At 70.4% G+C, this 14,893-nt stretch carries 13 protein-coding genes; 10 read left to right on the forward strand and 3 right to left on the reverse strand.

The features are described from left to right. The first annotated feature begins 42 nt into the window (after positions 1–42). Complete coding sequence (locus tag SSP24_RS11805; protein WP_141309481.1) at positions 43–1,236, forward strand: RtcB family protein; 1,194 nt, start codon at positions 43–45, stop codon at positions 1,234–1,236. Between the two features lie 75 nt (positions 1,237–1,311). Here SSP24_RS11805 and SSP24_RS11810 read toward each other — a convergent pair whose 3' ends face one another. Together SSP24_RS11810 and SSP24_RS11815 are read right to left on the reverse strand one after the other, a co-directional pair. Further along, the gene (locus SSP24_RS11810) at positions 1,312–2,079 is read right to left on the reverse strand and encodes an SDR family NAD(P)-dependent oxidoreductase (protein WP_141309482.1); all 768 of its coding nucleotides are present in this window, start codon (positions 2,077–2,079) and stop codon (positions 1,312–1,314) included. Positions 2,080–2,188: 109 nt separating this feature from the next. Beyond that, the gene (locus SSP24_RS11815) at positions 2,189–2,524 is read right to left on the reverse strand and encodes a YnfA family protein (protein WP_141309483.1); all 336 of its coding nucleotides are present in this window, start codon (positions 2,522–2,524) and stop codon (positions 2,189–2,191) included. Positions 2,525–2,608: 84 nt separating this feature from the next. On the opposite strand from SSP24_RS11815, the gene SSP24_RS11820 reads away from it, so the two are divergent. The 9 genes from SSP24_RS11820 to SSP24_RS11865 all read left to right on the forward strand — a co-directional run bounded on the left by SSP24_RS11820 (position 2,609) and on the right by SSP24_RS11865 (position 13,862). Continuing rightward, entirely contained in the window at positions 2,609–3,862 is a 1,254-nt protein-coding gene (locus tag SSP24_RS11820) for a HEAT repeat domain-containing protein (RefSeq protein ID WP_141309692.1), read from the forward strand. An 86-nt stretch (positions 3,863–3,948) separates the two neighbouring features. Then, positions 3,949–5,040, forward strand: coding sequence for an LLM class flavin-dependent oxidoreductase (locus SSP24_RS11825; protein WP_141309484.1), 1,092 nt, complete (start codon positions 3,949–3,951; stop codon positions 5,038–5,040). After that, positions 5,037–5,630, forward strand: a complete 594-nt coding sequence (locus SSP24_RS11830) for an FMN reductase (RefSeq protein WP_141309485.1) — start codon at positions 5,037–5,039, stop codon at positions 5,628–5,630. Before SSP24_RS11825 ends, SSP24_RS11830 begins: the two co-directional genes overlap by 4 nt. Before the next feature lie 91 nt (positions 5,631–5,721). Beyond that, on the forward strand, positions 5,722–6,447 hold the full coding sequence (locus SSP24_RS11835; RefSeq protein ID WP_141309486.1) for a response regulator transcription factor: 726 nt from the start codon (positions 5,722–5,724) through the stop codon (positions 6,445–6,447). A gap of 18 nt (positions 6,448–6,465) precedes the next feature. Next, positions 6,466–7,878 carry a sensor histidine kinase gene (locus SSP24_RS11840; protein ID WP_141309693.1) on the forward strand — a complete coding sequence of 471 codons (1,413 nt, stop codon included), beginning with the start codon at positions 6,466–6,468 and terminating at the stop codon, positions 7,876–7,878. A 1,082-nt stretch (positions 7,879–8,960) separates the two neighbouring features. Continuing rightward, entirely contained in the window at positions 8,961–9,347 is a 387-nt protein-coding gene (locus SSP24_RS11850) for a hypothetical protein (RefSeq protein WP_308439628.1), read from the forward strand. An 83-nt stretch (positions 9,348–9,430) separates the two neighbouring features. Then, on the forward strand, positions 9,431–11,989 hold the full coding sequence (locus tag SSP24_RS42800) for a tachylectin-related carbohydrate-binding protein (protein ID WP_167529569.1): 2,559 nt from the start codon (positions 9,431–9,433) through the stop codon (positions 11,987–11,989). A gap of 95 nt (positions 11,990–12,084) precedes the next feature. After that, positions 12,085–13,125, forward strand: a complete 1,041-nt coding sequence (locus SSP24_RS11860) for a permease (RefSeq protein ID WP_167529570.1) — start codon at positions 12,085–12,087, stop codon at positions 13,123–13,125. Next, positions 13,122–13,862 (forward strand): TIGR03943 family putative permease subunit, encoded by a 741-nt coding sequence (locus SSP24_RS11865; protein WP_141309489.1) that lies wholly within the window; start codon positions 13,122–13,124, stop codon positions 13,860–13,862. The genes SSP24_RS11860 and SSP24_RS11865 overlap by 4 nt, the downstream gene beginning before the upstream one ends. A 36-nt stretch (positions 13,863–13,898) precedes the next feature. Here SSP24_RS11865 and SSP24_RS11870 read toward each other — a convergent pair whose 3' ends face one another. After that, complete coding sequence (locus SSP24_RS11870; RefSeq protein WP_141309490.1) at positions 13,899–14,735, reverse strand: undecaprenyl-diphosphate phosphatase; 837 nt, start codon at positions 14,733–14,735, stop codon at positions 13,899–13,901. Positions 14,736–14,893: the final 158 nt, after the last annotated feature.

Genomic DNA, 14,893 nt, shown 5'->3' on the forward strand with positions numbered 1-14,893 from the left:
GTTTCGAGGCTTTTGATTTTCTTCCGGGGGAACGAGGACGTTATGTCGTATGTCGAAATACCGGGCGCGAAGGTGCCGATCCGTATGTGGACGGACCCGGCGACGGTCGAGGAGGTCGCGCTCCAGCAGCTGCGGAACGTGGCGACGCTGCCGTGGATCAAGGGGCTCGCGGTCATGCCGGATGTTCACTACGGCAAGGGCGCGACGGTCGGGTCCGTGATCGCTATGCGGGGCGCTGTCTGTCCGGCGGCGGTCGGTGTCGACATCGGGTGCGGGATGTCGGCGGTGAAGACGTCGCTGACGGAGAACGACCTTCCCGGGGATCTGTCGCGGCTGCGGTCGAAGATCGAGCAGGTGATTCCGGTGGGGCGGGGGATGCATGACAGTCCCGTCGATCCGGGGCGGCTGTATGGGTTCGCGACCGGAGGGTGGGACGACTTCTGGGAGCGGTTCGGCGGGGTCGCCGAGGCGGTGAAGTTCCGTGAGGAGCGGGCCGTCAAGCAGATGGGGACGCTGGGTAGCGGCAACCACTTTGTCGAGGTGTGCGTGGATACGTCCGGTTCGGTGTGGCTGATGCTGCACTCCGGTTCCCGCAACATCGGCAAGGAGCTGGCCGAGCACCACATCGGCGTCGCCCAGAAGCTGCCGCACAACCAGGGCCTGGTCGACCGCGACCTCGCCGTCTTCATCGCGGACACCCCGCAGATGGCGGCGTACCGCAACGATCTGTTCTGGGCGCAGGAGTACGCCAAGTACAACCGCGCGATCATGATGGCGCTCCTGAAGGATGTGATCCGCAAGGAGTTCAAGAAGGCCAAGCCGGTCTTCGAGCAGGAGATCTCCTGCCACCACAACTACGTGGCGGAGGAGCGGTACGAGGGGATGGACCTGCTCGTCACCCGCAAGGGCGCGATCCATGCCGGCTCCGGGGAGTACGGGATCATCCCGGGCTCGATGGGCACCGGTTCGTACATCGTGAAGGGCCTCGGCAACGAGAAGTCCTTCAACTCCGCCTCGCACGGCGCCGGCCGGCGGATGAGCCGCAACGCCGCCAAGCGGCGCTTCTCCACGAAGGACCTGGAGGAGCAGACGCGGGGTGTGGAGTGCCGTAAGGACTCCGGCGTGGTGGACGAGATCCCGGGCGCCTACAAGCCGATCGAGCAGGTCATCGATCAGCAGCGGGACCTGGTGGAGGTCGTGGCGAAGCTGCGGCAGGTGGTCTGCGTGAAGGGTTGACGCATTGAGGTGAGGCCCCCGGTGAGCCGGGGGCCTCCCTGGCCTGCCTGACAAGAAAAGGGGGCCCGGGAGTTACTACGTCACGCGGTGGACCTTGGTGTTCGACGCCTGGGCTCGGGGGCGGACGACGAGGAGGTCGATGTTGACGTGGCTCGGGCGGGTGATCGCCCAGGTGATGGTGTCGGCGACGTCGTCGGCGGTGAGGGGGTCGGGGACGCCCTCGTAGACCTTTGCCGCCTTCTCCTCGTCGCCGGCGAAGCGGGTCAGGGCGAACTCGTCCGTCTTGACCATGCCGGGGGCGACCTCGATGACGCGGACCGGCCGGCCGACGATCTCCAGGCGGAGCGTTTCGGCCAGGACGTGGGCGCCGTGCTTGGCGGCGACGTAGCCCGCGCCGCCCTCGTACGTCGCGTGGCCCGCCGTGGAGGAGACGACCACCACCGTGCCGTCACCGCTCGCCTCCAGCTTGGGGAGCAGGGCCTGGGTGAGGTTGAGGGTGCCGATGACGTTCGTCTCGTACATCTGGCGCCAGTCCGCCGGGTCGCCGGTCGCCACGGGGTCGGCGCCCAGTGCGCCGCCGGCGTTGTTCACGAGCACGCCGACCGTCTTGAAGGCGGTCGCGAACTCGTCCACCGCCGCGCGGTCGGTGACGTCCAGGGGGTACGCCGTCGCCTGGCCGCCGGCCTTGTTGATCTCCTCGGCCAGCGCCTCGATGCGGTCCTTGCGGCGGGCGGTGAGAACGACGCGGTAGCCCGCGGCCGCCAGCTGCCGTGCCGTGGCGGCGCCGATTCCGCTGCTCGCGCCGGTGACGACGGCGATGCGGGAGGCTGCGGAGGGGGTCATACGGCTGCTCCTCGGTGGAGATCGGGTGCCTGGTCGCAAGGATAGGCAAGGCGTGGGTGATCCCCTCGGTTCGCGTCCTGGCTTCGGTGCCGGTCGGTCGTCGTGCAGGTCAGTCGCCGCGCGGGGCGTACATGATCACCGCCATGCCCGCGAGGCAGATCAGGGCGCCCGTGATGTCCCAGCGGTCCGGGCGGTAGCCGTCCGCGATCATGCCCCAGCCGATGGAACCGGCGACGAAGATCCCGCCGTACGCGGCGAGGACGCGGCCGAAGTTTGCGTCCGGCTGGAAGGTGGCGACGAAGCCGTAGGCGCCGAGGGCGAGGACGCCGCCGGCGATCCAGAGCAGGCCGCGCTGCTCCCGGTACCCCTGCCAGACCAGCCAGGCGCCGCCGATCTCGAAGATCGCGGCGACGACGAAGAGGGCGGCGGAGCGGAGGATGAGCATGCGGGCAGCTTCGCACGGTGGTCCTCCGGAGTTCTCTTGGCCCGGGGCCGGTTGTCAGTGCCGGGTGGCACAGTGCCGTATGTGATGAACGACATGGAGAAGGGCCCGCTGGCCGGGCTGGACGCCGTCGACTGGGCGGGCCTGGAGCACGCCTACGGCGACGCGGACGACGTCCCCGGGCAGCTGAGCGCCTTGTGCGGGCCGGACGCGGAGGAACGCAAGAAGGCCCTCCACGAGTTGTACGGCAACATCTTCCACCAGGGCAGCCGCTACGAGGCGTCCGCCGCGGCGGTGCCGTTCCTGGCCCGTATGGCGGCCGACCCGTCGGTGCCGGACCGGGACGAGGTTCTGGAGCTGCTGGCGGCCCTGGCCATCGGATACGACGAGTCGCACCTGCCGGGCGGCGTCGACATCGCCGGCTGGCGGCGGGAGATCGCCGAGTTCCGGGCGCGGGACCCGGAGCGGATACGCGCCGAGTACGACGAGTGGGTCGAGCAGGCACCCGACGAGGGCGAGCGGCGGGTCCGCGAGATGCGGCGGGCGATGTTCGACTATGACCTGCAATTGCGCTATGCAGAGGCCGAGTTGGGAGCTTACGACGCGGTGCGGCGGGAGGTGCCGGGGCTGCGTGCGCTGCTGGACGACGGCGATGCGGCCGTGCGCGCGGCGACCGCATACCTGCTGGCCTGGTTCCCGGAGGAGCGGGACGCCTCGCTGCCGCCCCTGCTCCGGCTGCTCGACGGGGAGACGAACCCCGCGGTCACGGCCACGGCGGTGGTGGCGGCGGGGCTGCTGGGCGACGGCACGCTGGTCGACCGGCTGCGGGCGCTCCTCACGGCGGAGGAACCGGTGGTGCGGTGGTCAGCGGCGACCGCGCTGGCCCGGCTGGGCAGCGTGGGGGCAGACGGCGCCGTGGACGCGCGGGTGCTCGCCGAACTGGCAGCCGCCGAGGCCGAGCCGCCCGAGGCGGGCGCGCCCGGCGTTCTGTTCCACGAGGGCGACCTGCGGGGGTTCGCCGCGGTGGGCCTGACCCTGCTCGCCGACCGGTATCCCGGCGAGGCGCTGGACGCCGTGACGGACGGTCTGGCCGCCGCCTCGGGGCCGGCGACCTTCGCGATCACCTCGGCCGCCGTACGCCTGGCCTTCGGAGCGGAACGCCCGGCCGGGCCGGCGGCCTACGCCGATCTGGACGAGCGGCAGCAGCGGCTGATACGGGTCCTGGCCTCGCGCGACGAGGGCACCTGGCGGTGGGCGAACTTCCTGGAGATCCTCCGGGCGTGGGGGCTGCCGCACGAACGCGCGGCGATGCGGGCGTACGCGGGGCTGCCCACGGAGTAGGGCGGCTGAGGAGGGCGGAATAAGGGGGGCGGGGTGCTCGTTTCCGGGTATGGTTGAACGGTCAACAACTTGGAGGTTGAGCGACCATGCAGTTCGGGATCTTCAGCGTCGGCGATGTCACGGCGGACCCGACCACGGGCCGTACGCCGACCGAGCGCGAGCGGATCAAGGCCATGGTCGCCATCGCGCTGAAGGCCGAGGAAGTGGGGCTCGACGTGTTCGCCACCGGTGAGCACCACAACCCGCCCTTCGTGCCGTCCTCGCCGACGACCATGCTCGGCTACATCGCGGCCCGCACCGAGAGGCTGGTCCTGTCCACCTCCACCACGCTGATCACCACCAACGACCCGGTGAAGATCGCCGAGGACTTCGCGATGCTCCAGCACCTGGCCGACGGCCGGATGGACCTGATGATGGGGCGCGGGAACACCGGGCCGGTCTATCCGTGGTTCGGGCAGGACATCCGGCAGGGGATCAACCTCGCCATCGAGAACTACGCGCTGCTGCGGCGGCTGTGGCGCGAGGACGTGGTGGATTGGGAGGGGAAGTTCCGTACGCCGCTCCAGGGGTTCACGTCCACGCCGCGGCCGCTGGACGGCGTACCGCCGTTCGTCTGGCACGGGTCGATCCGCTCGCCGGAGATAGCCGAGCAGGCCGCGTACTACGGCGACGGGTTCTTCCACAACAACATCTTCTGGCCCGCCGATCACACCAAGCGGATGGTCGAGCTGTACCGGGCCCGGTACGCCCACTACGGGCACGGCACGCCCGAGCAGGCGATCGTCGGGCTGGGTGGTCAGGTCTTCATGCGCCGCAACTCCCAGGATGCGGTCCGCGAGTTCCGGCCCTACTTCGACAACGCGCCGGTGTACGGGCACGGGCCGTCGCTGGAGGACTTCACGGACCAGACGCCGCTGACCGTGGGATCGCCGCAGCAGGTGATCGAGAAGACGCTGAGCTTCCGCGAGTACGCCGGTGACTACCAGCGCCAGCTGTTCCTGATGGACCACGCCGGGCTGCCGCTGAAGACCGTGCTGGAGCAGATCGACATGCTCGGCGAGGAGGTCGTGCCGGTGCTGAGGAAGGAGTTCGCCGTCGGGCGGCCGGCCAACGTGCCCGATGCGCCGACCCACCAGTCCCTGCTGGCCGCCGCTGCGCAAGGGGTGAGCGTCGAATGAAGCTCGTCGTGGTGTCCGCGGGGCTGAGTGTGCCGTCGTCCACGCGGCTGCTGGGCGACCGGCTGGCCAAGGCCACCGCTGGTCGTGTCGCGGCGGACGTGGAGGTCGTCGAGCTGCGTGAGCTCGCCGTCGAGATCGCGCACAACTTCACCAACGGGTTTCCCGGGCGGAAACTGTCCGCCGCGATCGACGCGGTGACCGGGGCGGACGGGCTCATCGTCGTCACGCCGGTGTTCTCGGCGTCGTACAGCGGGCTGTTCAAGTCCTTCTTCGACGTGATCGATCCCGAGGCGCTGGTCGGCAAGCCGGTGCTGATCGCCGCGACCGGCGGCAGCGCCCGGCACTCGCTCGTCCTGGAGCACGCGCTGCGTCCGCTCTTCGCCTATCTGCGGGCCGTGGTCGTCCCGACGGCCGTGTACGCCGCCTCGGAGGACTGGGGCGCGGAAGGGCTGGACGGGCGGATCGAGCGGGCGGCGGGGGAGCTGGCGGGGCTGATGGCGGGGTTGTCCGGAGCGAAGCCCGCCGTTGAGGAGGACCTCCATGTGGTCCCGTTCGAGGAGCAGCTCGCCGCGCTGCGTTCCGCCGGGTGAGAGGCCAGTAACAGGTGAGAGGCCAGTAAGAGGATCGGCGGCGGCTCGTACCTATGGTCGTACGACCGCCGCGCTTTGCCACACTGGACAGGTGCCCCAGACTGTTCTGCTCGCCGAGGACGACCGCGCGATCCGTCACGCCCTGGAACGGGCCCTGACCCTGGAGGGCTACCGGGTCACCGCGGTCGCCGACGGCGTGGAGGCGCTGGCGCAGGCCCATCGCACACCGCCGGACGTGCTGGTGCTGGATGTGATGATGCCGGGGATCGACGGACTCCAGGTGTGCCGGGTGCTGCGGGCCGAGGGGGACCGGACGCCGATCCTGATGCTGACGGCGCTCGTGGAGACGGCCGACCGGATCGCGGGGCTGGACGCGGGCGCCGACGACTATGTCGTGAAGCCGTTCGACGTGGAGGAGGTCTTCGCGCGGCTGCGGGCCCTGCTGCGGCGTACGGCTCCGGCGGAGGCGACCGGGGGTGCCGCCGTCGGCGTACCGGAGAAGGCGGCGCCGCCCGAGCGGCGGGTCGAGGCGGCCGGGCTGCGGATGGATCCGCAGGCGCGGCGGGCCTGGCGCGGGGAGCGGGAGCTGGAGCTGACGCGCACCGAGTTCGAGCTGCTGGAGCTGCTGGTGCGCAACGAGGGGATCGTGCTCGACCACTCCACGATCTACGACCGGATCTGGGGGTACGACTTCGGGCCGGGGTCGAAGAATCTGGCCGTGTACGTCGGTTATCTGCGCCGGAAGCTGGACGAGCCGGGGGCGCCGCAGCTGATTCACACCGTGCGTGGGGTGGGTTACGTGCTGCGGGAGGACTGAGTGGGGCTCCTGCGGTGGATGCGGGTGGCCGGGCGCGGTGGGTGGTGGCGGCCGCGGCTGGTGTCCTTGCGGACGACGTTCGCCGTGTCCTTCGCGACGGTGACCGCCGTCGTCACCGTGCTCGTCGGGATCCTGTCCTACGGGGCCGCCGCCCGGCTGGTGCGGGTCGACCAGCAGTCGGTGTTCGACGAGGTCGTGCAGGATCTGCGGGTCGAGGTGAGCGAGCGCCGGATGGTTCCGGAGGACTTCTCCTCCGCGCCGGGGCACGACTTCGTCCGGCCCGCCCGTACGGATGTGCAGGTGCTCGGCCCGGACGGCGGTGTCGTCGACCCGGGCAGTCCCGGGCTGCCGGTCACCGACGCCGACCGGGAGATCGCGGGGGCGGCCGGGGCCGGGGCGCTGGCCCAGCACGAGGACGTCGATGTCGGGGACGACGTCTACCGGGTCGCGACCGTCGCGCTGGGCGGGGGCCGGGGTGCGGTGCAGGTGGCGCAGGAGTTCAGCGACACCGAGGATCTGCTGCGGGCGCTGCAGCAGCGGACGTTGCTGCTGATGGCGGCGGTGGTGGTCGGGGCGGGGCTGTTCGGCTGGTGGCTGGCGCGGCGGATCACCCGGCGGCTGGTGATCCTTACGTCGGCGGCGGAGGCGGTGGCCCGTACCCGGCGGCTGGGCATCGACGTACCCGTGACCGGCAGCGACGAGGTGGGGCGGCTCGGGCGTGCGTTCGACCGGATGCTGGGGCGGCTCGCGCAGTCGGAGGAGGACCAGCGGCGGCTGGTGCAGGACGCGGGGCACGAGCTGCGTACGCCGCTGACCTCCCTGCGTACGAACATCTCGCTGCTGCGCCGGATCGACGAGCTGCCGCCTGGGACGCGGGACGAGCTGGTCGCCGATCTGGGGCAGGAGGCGCGCGAACTGACCGACCTGGTCAACGAGTTGGTGGACCTGGCGGCCGGGCAGTCGGACTCCGAGCCACCGCAGCGGGTCGATGTGGCCGACCTCGCGGAGGATGTCGCGGGCCTGGCGCGACGGCGTACCGGGCGGCAGATCGAGGTGCGGGCGAGCGGCGACACGACGACGGAGGGGCGGCCGGGGATGCTGACCCGGGCGCTGTCGAACCTGGTCGAGAACGCGGCGAAGTTCGACGCCGACGGCACCGCCCCGATCGAGATCGTGGTGTCCGGTCCGGCACGGCCCGGGGCGATCCGGGTGGAGGTCCACGACCGGGGGCCGGGCATCGCGGACGCCGACCTGGTGCGCGTCTTCGACCGCTTCTACCGGGCGGCGGACGCTCGGTCACTGCCGGGGTCGGGGCTGGGGTTGTCGATCGTGCGGGAGGTGGCGTTGGCGCACGGGGGTGCGCCGTTCGCCTATGGGCGGGAGGGGGGCGGGGCGGTGATCGGGTTCACGGTGGGTGGAGGGTTGGCCTAGGGCGGCTGCCGCCGCGTTGGTGCCCGCGCCGGCCGGGGCGCCGGCGGCCTTCGCGGCGTTGTCGGCGGCGATGCCGGCCTCGGCCGCCTTCCGGGCCCCCGAGGCCGCGTCGCGTGCCTTCTGCGCGGCCTTCCGAGCCTGCTGAGCCCGGGTGGCGTCACCCGCTGCGGCAGCGGCGGCGGACCTGGCCGTCGATGCCGCGTTTCCGGCCTGGCTCGCGGCGTAGGCCGCCTGTGCCGCGGCGGTGGCGGCCACCCGTGCCGTCGCGTTCGCGGCCGCGGCCGCGGGCACCGCCGTACGGGCCGACTGGGCCGCCCGGACAGCGGCTGCTGCCGCCTTGCCGACCGAGTCCTTGGCCGCCAGGGCCTCCTGCGCCGCGAGCTGCGCCGCCTCCTTGGCCGCCTCCGCCTTGGCGGTCTCGGTCAGCTCGTTCGTCTGCTTCTGCGCCTTGTCGGCGAGTTGGGCCAGCTGGGCGACGGTGAGCGTCTCCTGGTCGCGGGCGGCGGCGACCTCCCAGCCGTGGTCCGATGTCGGCGTCCGAACCCAGCAGGGCCGCCTCGGTCGCCCGCCGTACGCCCGGGCCGCCGTATTCCCATTCCAGGAGAACGTCGGCTGATTGGTATTCCGGTGGAGTTTCGTCCGCTGCGGCAGGACGCAGATCGATGCCCAGCACATCACCACAATCGCCGCGCGGCCAACTTCAACCCGCGTTCAGGTGGCCGAATGGGGCGTTCCGTTTAATCCGGCGTTCATCTTGTGCGTCTAACGGCACGTCGGGTCCAAAACGTGTGGTCCGAGTCACTGTTGTGTGTGGGGTGTGAGGGTGTAAGGATGCGGATTCGGCCCGGCTCACTGATCATCAACTCGACCCGTTCCGTGACGAGTTGGTGGTTCTGTCTGTTGGGTCGTCTGTTTGCCGGTGTGCGTTGCTCATTTCACGAAACCAAGTCAGAGGACAACCAAGTCAAGGGACGCTTATGCGATTGCTTTCACGGGTGATGGCCGCCGGTGCCGCGGTCGGACTGACAGTCATGGCTTACACGGCTGGTGCTCCCGGTGATACGGACGCCGCCCTGCGCACGGTGGCTGACGAAGCCCCGGGATATGCGGTGGAGGATTTCGCCTATCCGCAGGCCGACAAAATCCAGCAGGAGCGCGGAATCATCCTCAAGCGCGGTGACGGGCACATTGTCCTCGCCGAGTGCGGTCCGGCCGGATTGCTGGAGGTGTGGGCGCGCAGCCAGGACAAGATCTGCTTCCGGGTCACCGGTAACCAGGGCTACCTGAGTCTGGAGATCCCCTCGGTCTACGCGATCAAGGGCAACGACTACCAGACCGAGGTCAACATGACCGTCGACAGCGAGGAGAAGACCTTCGAGGTCGACGAGAACGCCTGGACGCCGGTCGGCGAGAGCGCCGATCCGGAAGGGCGTGAGCACATGCTCGTGGAGATCGTCACCTCCAAGTAGCCCCTCCATTCGGCCCCTTCACGAACCGGCCGGCGGTTCCGCAAGCCGCCAGGTCCATCCGAACCCGCCTCAAGGAAACGGACATGCCCAGACCCAGACCCCGTAGTACCCGCCTCTCCGCGCTGGCCGCGTTCAGCGCGGCTCTCACGGCCGCCCCGATGCTGGTGTCCGCCGCCCCGGCCCAGGCCGTGACCGGCGCACCCGCGTCCGACAACGCCTACGCCTTCACCGCCCGCCTGGACATCGGCGACGGCCAACGCGCCTGCTCCGGCACGCTGGTGTACGCGCAGTGGCTGCTCACCGCCGCCAGCTGCTTCGTCGACAACCCCGCCGCCGGCCTGAACGTGCCCGCGGGCGCGCCCGCGCTGCCGACGACCGCCACCATCGGCCGAACCGACCTCACCACCACGACCGGGCAGGTGCGCAACGTCGTCCAGCTCGTTCCCCACCCGGACCAGGACCTCGTACTGGCGAAGCTCGCCACCCCCGTCACCGGCATCACCCCCGTCGCCCTCAGCGCCACCGCACCCGCAGCCGGGGAGGAGCTGCGGGTCGCCGGATACGGTCGTACCAAGGACGAATGGGCCCCGCTGCGCCTGCACACCGGCGCCTTCACCGTGGACTCGGTGAGCGCCACCGAGGTCGGCATCACCGGCAAGGACGGCGCCGCCGTCTGCAAGGGCGACACCGGAGGCCCGGCCTTCCGTGAGGCCGACGGAACCGTGCAGCTCGTCGGCATCAACAGCCGCTCCTGGCAGGGCGGTTGCTTCGGCACCGACGAGACCGAGACCCGTACCGGCGCGATCGGTACCCGCATCGACAAGGTGCGCACCTGGATCAACGCCAACGTCGGCCCGGCCTGCGCCTCCACCGGCGCCCTCTACTCCGTCACCACGGCCGGCAGCCTTCTGCGCCGTAACGTGGGCGACCCCGCCAACGGCACGGTCACCGTCCCCGAGTCCATCACCATCGACTCCGGTTGGGACCAGTACCCCCGCGTCCTGGCCGGCCCCTTCGCCAGCTTCTACGGCATCAAGGCCGACGGCCTCTACTTCAGCCACCGCGTCGCCTCCACCGGTGCGTGGGACATCCACCACCGCAAGATCAGCACCGGGTTCACGACGTACCGCCTGCCCGAGAACCGCAACGAGATCAGCATCGACCGCGGCGGCCACATCTGGCACGTCGACGGCGGCGGTGACCTGCGGTGGGTGCAGTACACCAGCGCCACGAACAGCTGGAACCCGGCCGGCAACAAGAAGATCGACTCGGGCTGGGGCCGCTACAGCCACATCGTCGCCACCGACGACGGCGTGCTGTACGGGATCGACTCGGCGACCGGTCATCTGCTGCGCTCGCGCTACGACTTCGAGAGCGAGCGCTGGCTCCAGCGCCACGTCACGGTCAGCTGGGCCGACTGGCGGGACTCGAAGAACATCACGTCCTTCGGCGGCGATGTGATCGTGCGGGTCAAGGCCAACGGCGATGTCCGCCACTACCGCTACCACGAGCCGACCGGCGACTTCGACGGCGTCTACAACCTCCTCATCGGTTCCGGCAGCCACTGGGCCGGCTACACCAGCGTGAGCGGTGCCCCGGACTCCTGCGCCCTCAGGGCCGACTACACGCCCGAGTCCCCCGCGATCGACGCCGACCGCACCGGCCCCGCGAGCGTGCTGCAGACGTCCACCGGTGAGATCGAGTACGCCTACACCGACAGCGAGGGCCGCATCGTCCACGGCCGGCAGACCGACCCGGCCGACTTCTCCTCCGTCCAGTGGACGACCGGCCCGGACACCGAGACGTTCTCCGGCCGGACGCAGCTCGCCGAGCAGCCCGACGGGGCGGTGGCGCTGACCGCGCAGAACGTCAACAGCCAGACCTGGTGGCGGCGTCACAGCGCGGGCAGCTCGGCCTGGGGCAACTGGATCAACCTGGCCGGTGCGATGAAGGAGCCGCCGGTCACCGGGAAGCGGCCGGACGGCGTGCTGGTGCAGTTCGCCGTCGACGCCGACGGCAAGCCCTGGTACCGCGCCCAGCAGCGGCCCAACGTGGACTTCATGGGCTGGATCAGGCTCGACGGCGAGGGCTTCGCCGGACCGCTGACGGCCGTGACCGTCCGCGACGGCATCCAGCTCTTCGGCACCGACACCGCCGGGCAGCTGCGTACCGCGACCTTCAAGGACGGCGTGGTCGGTTCCTGGACCAACCTCGGGGACCAGAAGATCACCCACGCTCCCTCGGTCGTGGTCTACCCCGGCTTCCGGCTCGGTGTCTTCGCCCGCACCACCGGCGGCCAGATCGTCAACCTGGTCCAGGCGAGCGAGGGGGCGGCGTTCCCCGCCACCTGGACCCAGGTCGGCGACCTGACCGCGGCCGGCGCACCGTCCGCCGTCATCAACCCCGTCTCCGGCTTCACCGAGGTCGTCGCGCGGGCAGCGGACGGGACGATCCACAACACGCGTGAAACCCAGCAGGGTGCCTTCGGCACGTGGCAGGCCTGGCAGCAGGCCGGCACCGAGCGGTCGGCCACCGATCCGGCGGCGTTCACGTACACGACGGACGCGGGCTCGGCGTGGGCGTACGTCTTCCGCACGGACGCGAACCAGGCCCGTATTCAGCAGGGCCCGTCCGGCAGCTGAGCGACTCAGGGTCAAGGCCCGTAGCGGGCGCTGGGCGTCGGGAGTCGCCCAGCGCCCGCTATCGTCGCTCCGATCAGCCGATGCGCGGAGCGTGTATGCAGAAGACGGAACATCTCGCCACGCGAGTGGACGTGGAAGCGGGGGCGGAAAGGGGCGATGCGGTCGCCCGGCCCGCGCACAGCTGGCCGCGTTCCTGGCCGCTCCTCCTGCTGGCGGCCGCCGTGCTCCCCGGTGCGCTGCTCTTCGCCGCCGGTCGGTGGGCGGACGAACCGGCCGTGCAGGCTTGGCGGACGGTGTGTCTGGCCGTCACCGTGCAGGCGCTGCCGTTCCTGCTGCTTGGCACGGCCCTGTCGGGAGCGATCAACGCGTTCGTGCCCGCGCGGGTGTTCAACCGGCTGCTGCCGAAGCGACCGGCGCTGGCCGTGCCGGTCGCCGGGGCCGCCGGGGTCGTCCTGCCCGGCTGCGAGTGCGCCTCGGTGCCGGTCGCGAACAGCCTGATCGGCCGGGGCGTCACCCCGGCCGCCGCCTTCGCGTTCCTGCTGTCGGCGCCCGCCGTCAACCCGATCGTCCTGACCGCCACGGCGGTTGCGTTCCCCGGCAGCCCGGAGATGGTGCTGGCCCGCCTGCTCGCCTCGCTCGTCACGGCGGTGGCGATGGGCTGGCTGTGGCTGGCACTGGGCCGGACGGAATGGCTGCGCCCCGCTGTCCGGCACACCGGTCACCACCCGGGCCACAGCCGCTGGAGCGAGTTCCGGCGCGGCTTCCAGCACGACTTCCTGCACGCGGGCGGCTTCCTCGTCGTCGGCGCCATGGCGGCGGCCACCTTCAACGTGGCGGTCCCGCGCTCCGTACTGGAGACGTTCTCCGGCTCACCGTGGCTGTCCGTGCTGTTCCTGGCCGCGCTCGCCATCCTGCTCGCGGTGTGCTCGGAGGCCGACGCGTTCGTCGCGGCCTCGCTCACCGGTTTCTCACCGGTCGCGCGGCTGACGTTCATGGTCGTCGGGCCGATGGTCGACGTGAAGCTGATCGCGCTGCAGGCGGGCACGTTCGGCCGGGCGTTCGCGATCCGTTTCTCGGCCGCCACGACGGTCGTAGCGATCCTGTCCAGCGCACTGATCGGAGCGGTACTCCTGTGAAGCGGCCCCTCCAGATCACCCTGCTCGCCCTCAGCGGCCTGGGCGTCCTGCACGCCTCCCTCTTCAGCGACCTCTACCTCCGCTACGTAAAGGAGGGCATGCGTCCGCTGCTGATCGCCTCCGGGGCGCTGCTGCTGGCCCTGGCGGCCGCGGAGGCCTGGTGGGGAAGAAAGGAGGAGGCGGGCGCCCGTAGCGAGGACGCCCACGACCACTCCGGCACCCCCAAGGTCGCCTGGCTGCTGCTCCTCCCCGCCCTGAGCCTGCTCTTCTACGCCCCGCCGGCCCTCGGCGCCTTCACCGCCTCCCGCGAGGCCCCCAAGACCGTCGCGGAGGAGGACCACTTCGACCCGCTGCCCGCGACCTCGCCGCTGCCGATGACCCTCACCGACTTCACACAGCGCGTGCAGCAGGACCGCGAGCAGGCGATCAAGGGCCGCACGGTCCAGCTGACGGGTTTCGTCACCCCGGCCGGGGACGGCGGTGACGGCTGGTACCTGACCCGGCTCATCCTCAGCTGCTGCGCTGCGGACGCCCAGTCGGTGAAGGTCCGCGTCCACGGCGTCCAGGCCCCGCCGACCGACACCTGGGTGACCGTCACCGGACGCTGGCACCCGTCCGGCGCCTTGGGTACGAAGTCGGCCTCGGCGGCGCTGGACGCCCACACCATCACGAAGATCCCCAAGCCGACGAACGGCTACACGGACGCCGTACCCCTCACACCGCTCACACCGCGCTGACTTCTGCGTCTACGACATTTCCCATGTGATGCGCGGTCAGGTCGCCGGGAGAATGCCGGCCCCGAGCAGGAACATGATGAAGAGGCCGAGGACCACCCGGTAGCCGATGAACACGTTGTAGCTGTGCTTGGCCACGAACTTCAGCAGCCAGGACACCGCCACATAAGCGGTCGCGAAACTCACCGCGGTGGCGGTCAACGTCGCGGTCCATCCCACGCCCCGCGATATGGCCCCGAACTCGTCGACGGTCTGCAGTGCGCCGGCTGCGGTCAATGCCGGGATGGACAAAAGGAAGGAAAGCCTGGTGACGGTTACCCGGTCCAGGCCGCGGAGAAGTCCGGCCGACATCGTGGCGCCCGAGCGGGACACACCCGGAATCAGCGCCATGCACTGGACCGTGCCGATGATCAGGGTGTCCTTCCAGGTCACGTCGTTCTCGCCGCGGACCTGGCGGCCCTTGCGGTCCGCGTACCACATCACTGCGCTCCAGAGCACCAGTGCGGCCGAGACGAACCACAGGGTGCGGAGCGTGGTCTCGATCTGGTCCTTGAACGCGAGCCCGACGACACCGATGGGCATCGAGCCCAGAATGACCGCCCAGGCCAGTTTGTAGTCGGCGGTTTTCCTCTCCTCCTTCCGCGTCACCCCGCGGAACAAGGCCGTGAGCAGCCGTCGGATATCCGACCGGAGATACAGCAGCGTGGCAAGGACCGCACCGACCTGAATAATGGCCGTGAATGCGGTGATGTCGGGATCGTCGGTCGAATAACCGAGCATTCTCTCCAGGATGGTGAGATGCCCTGTGCTGGATACCGGTAGGAATTCGGTGAATCCCTCAACCGCACCCAGGAACGCCGCCTCGACGATGTGCACGAGTCTGTTTCCTTCGCTACTTGGTCACGCCAACTCGGTTCCGGGCTGCACATGATGCCACATCCGAAGGCCGCGGGATTCTCGGAAAGTGGGCTTGTGAAATGATTCGTCGGTTGTGAGACTTTGGTTGGGTGTTATTCCTTACCGAGGTAAGGGCG

This window comes from Streptomyces spinoverrucosus (assembly GCF_006539505.1).
GTDB lineage: Bacteria > Actinomycetota > Actinomycetes > Streptomycetales > Streptomycetaceae > Streptomyces > Streptomyces spinoverrucosus.

Coding starts and splice junctions, on each gene's coding strand:
- SSP24_RS11805 (WP_141309481.1), top strand. CDS start 43: ATGTCGTATGTCGAAATACCGGGCGCGAAGGTGCCGATCCGTATGTGG.
- SSP24_RS11810 (WP_141309482.1), bottom strand. CDS start 2,079: ATGACCCCCTCCGCAGCCTCCCGCATCGCCGTCGTCACCGGCGCGAGC.
- SSP24_RS11815 (WP_141309483.1), bottom strand. CDS start 2,524: ATGCTCATCCTCCGCTCCGCCGCCCTCTTCGTCGTCGCCGCGATCTTC.
- SSP24_RS11820 (WP_141309692.1), top strand. CDS start 2,609: ATGAACGACATGGAGAAGGGCCCGCTGGCCGGGCTGGACGCCGTCGAC.
- SSP24_RS11825 (WP_141309484.1), top strand. CDS start 3,949: ATGCAGTTCGGGATCTTCAGCGTCGGCGATGTCACGGCGGACCCGACC.
- SSP24_RS11830 (WP_141309485.1), top strand. CDS start 5,037: ATGAAGCTCGTCGTGGTGTCCGCGGGGCTGAGTGTGCCGTCGTCCACG.
- SSP24_RS11840 (WP_141309693.1), top strand. CDS start 6,466: ATGCGGGTGGCCGGGCGCGGTGGGTGGTGGCGGCCGCGGCTGGTGTCC.
- SSP24_RS42800 (WP_167529569.1), top strand. CDS start 9,431: ATGCCCAGACCCAGACCCCGTAGTACCCGCCTCTCCGCGCTGGCCGCG.
- SSP24_RS11860 (WP_167529570.1), top strand. CDS start 12,085: ATGCAGAAGACGGAACATCTCGCCACGCGAGTGGACGTGGAAGCGGGG.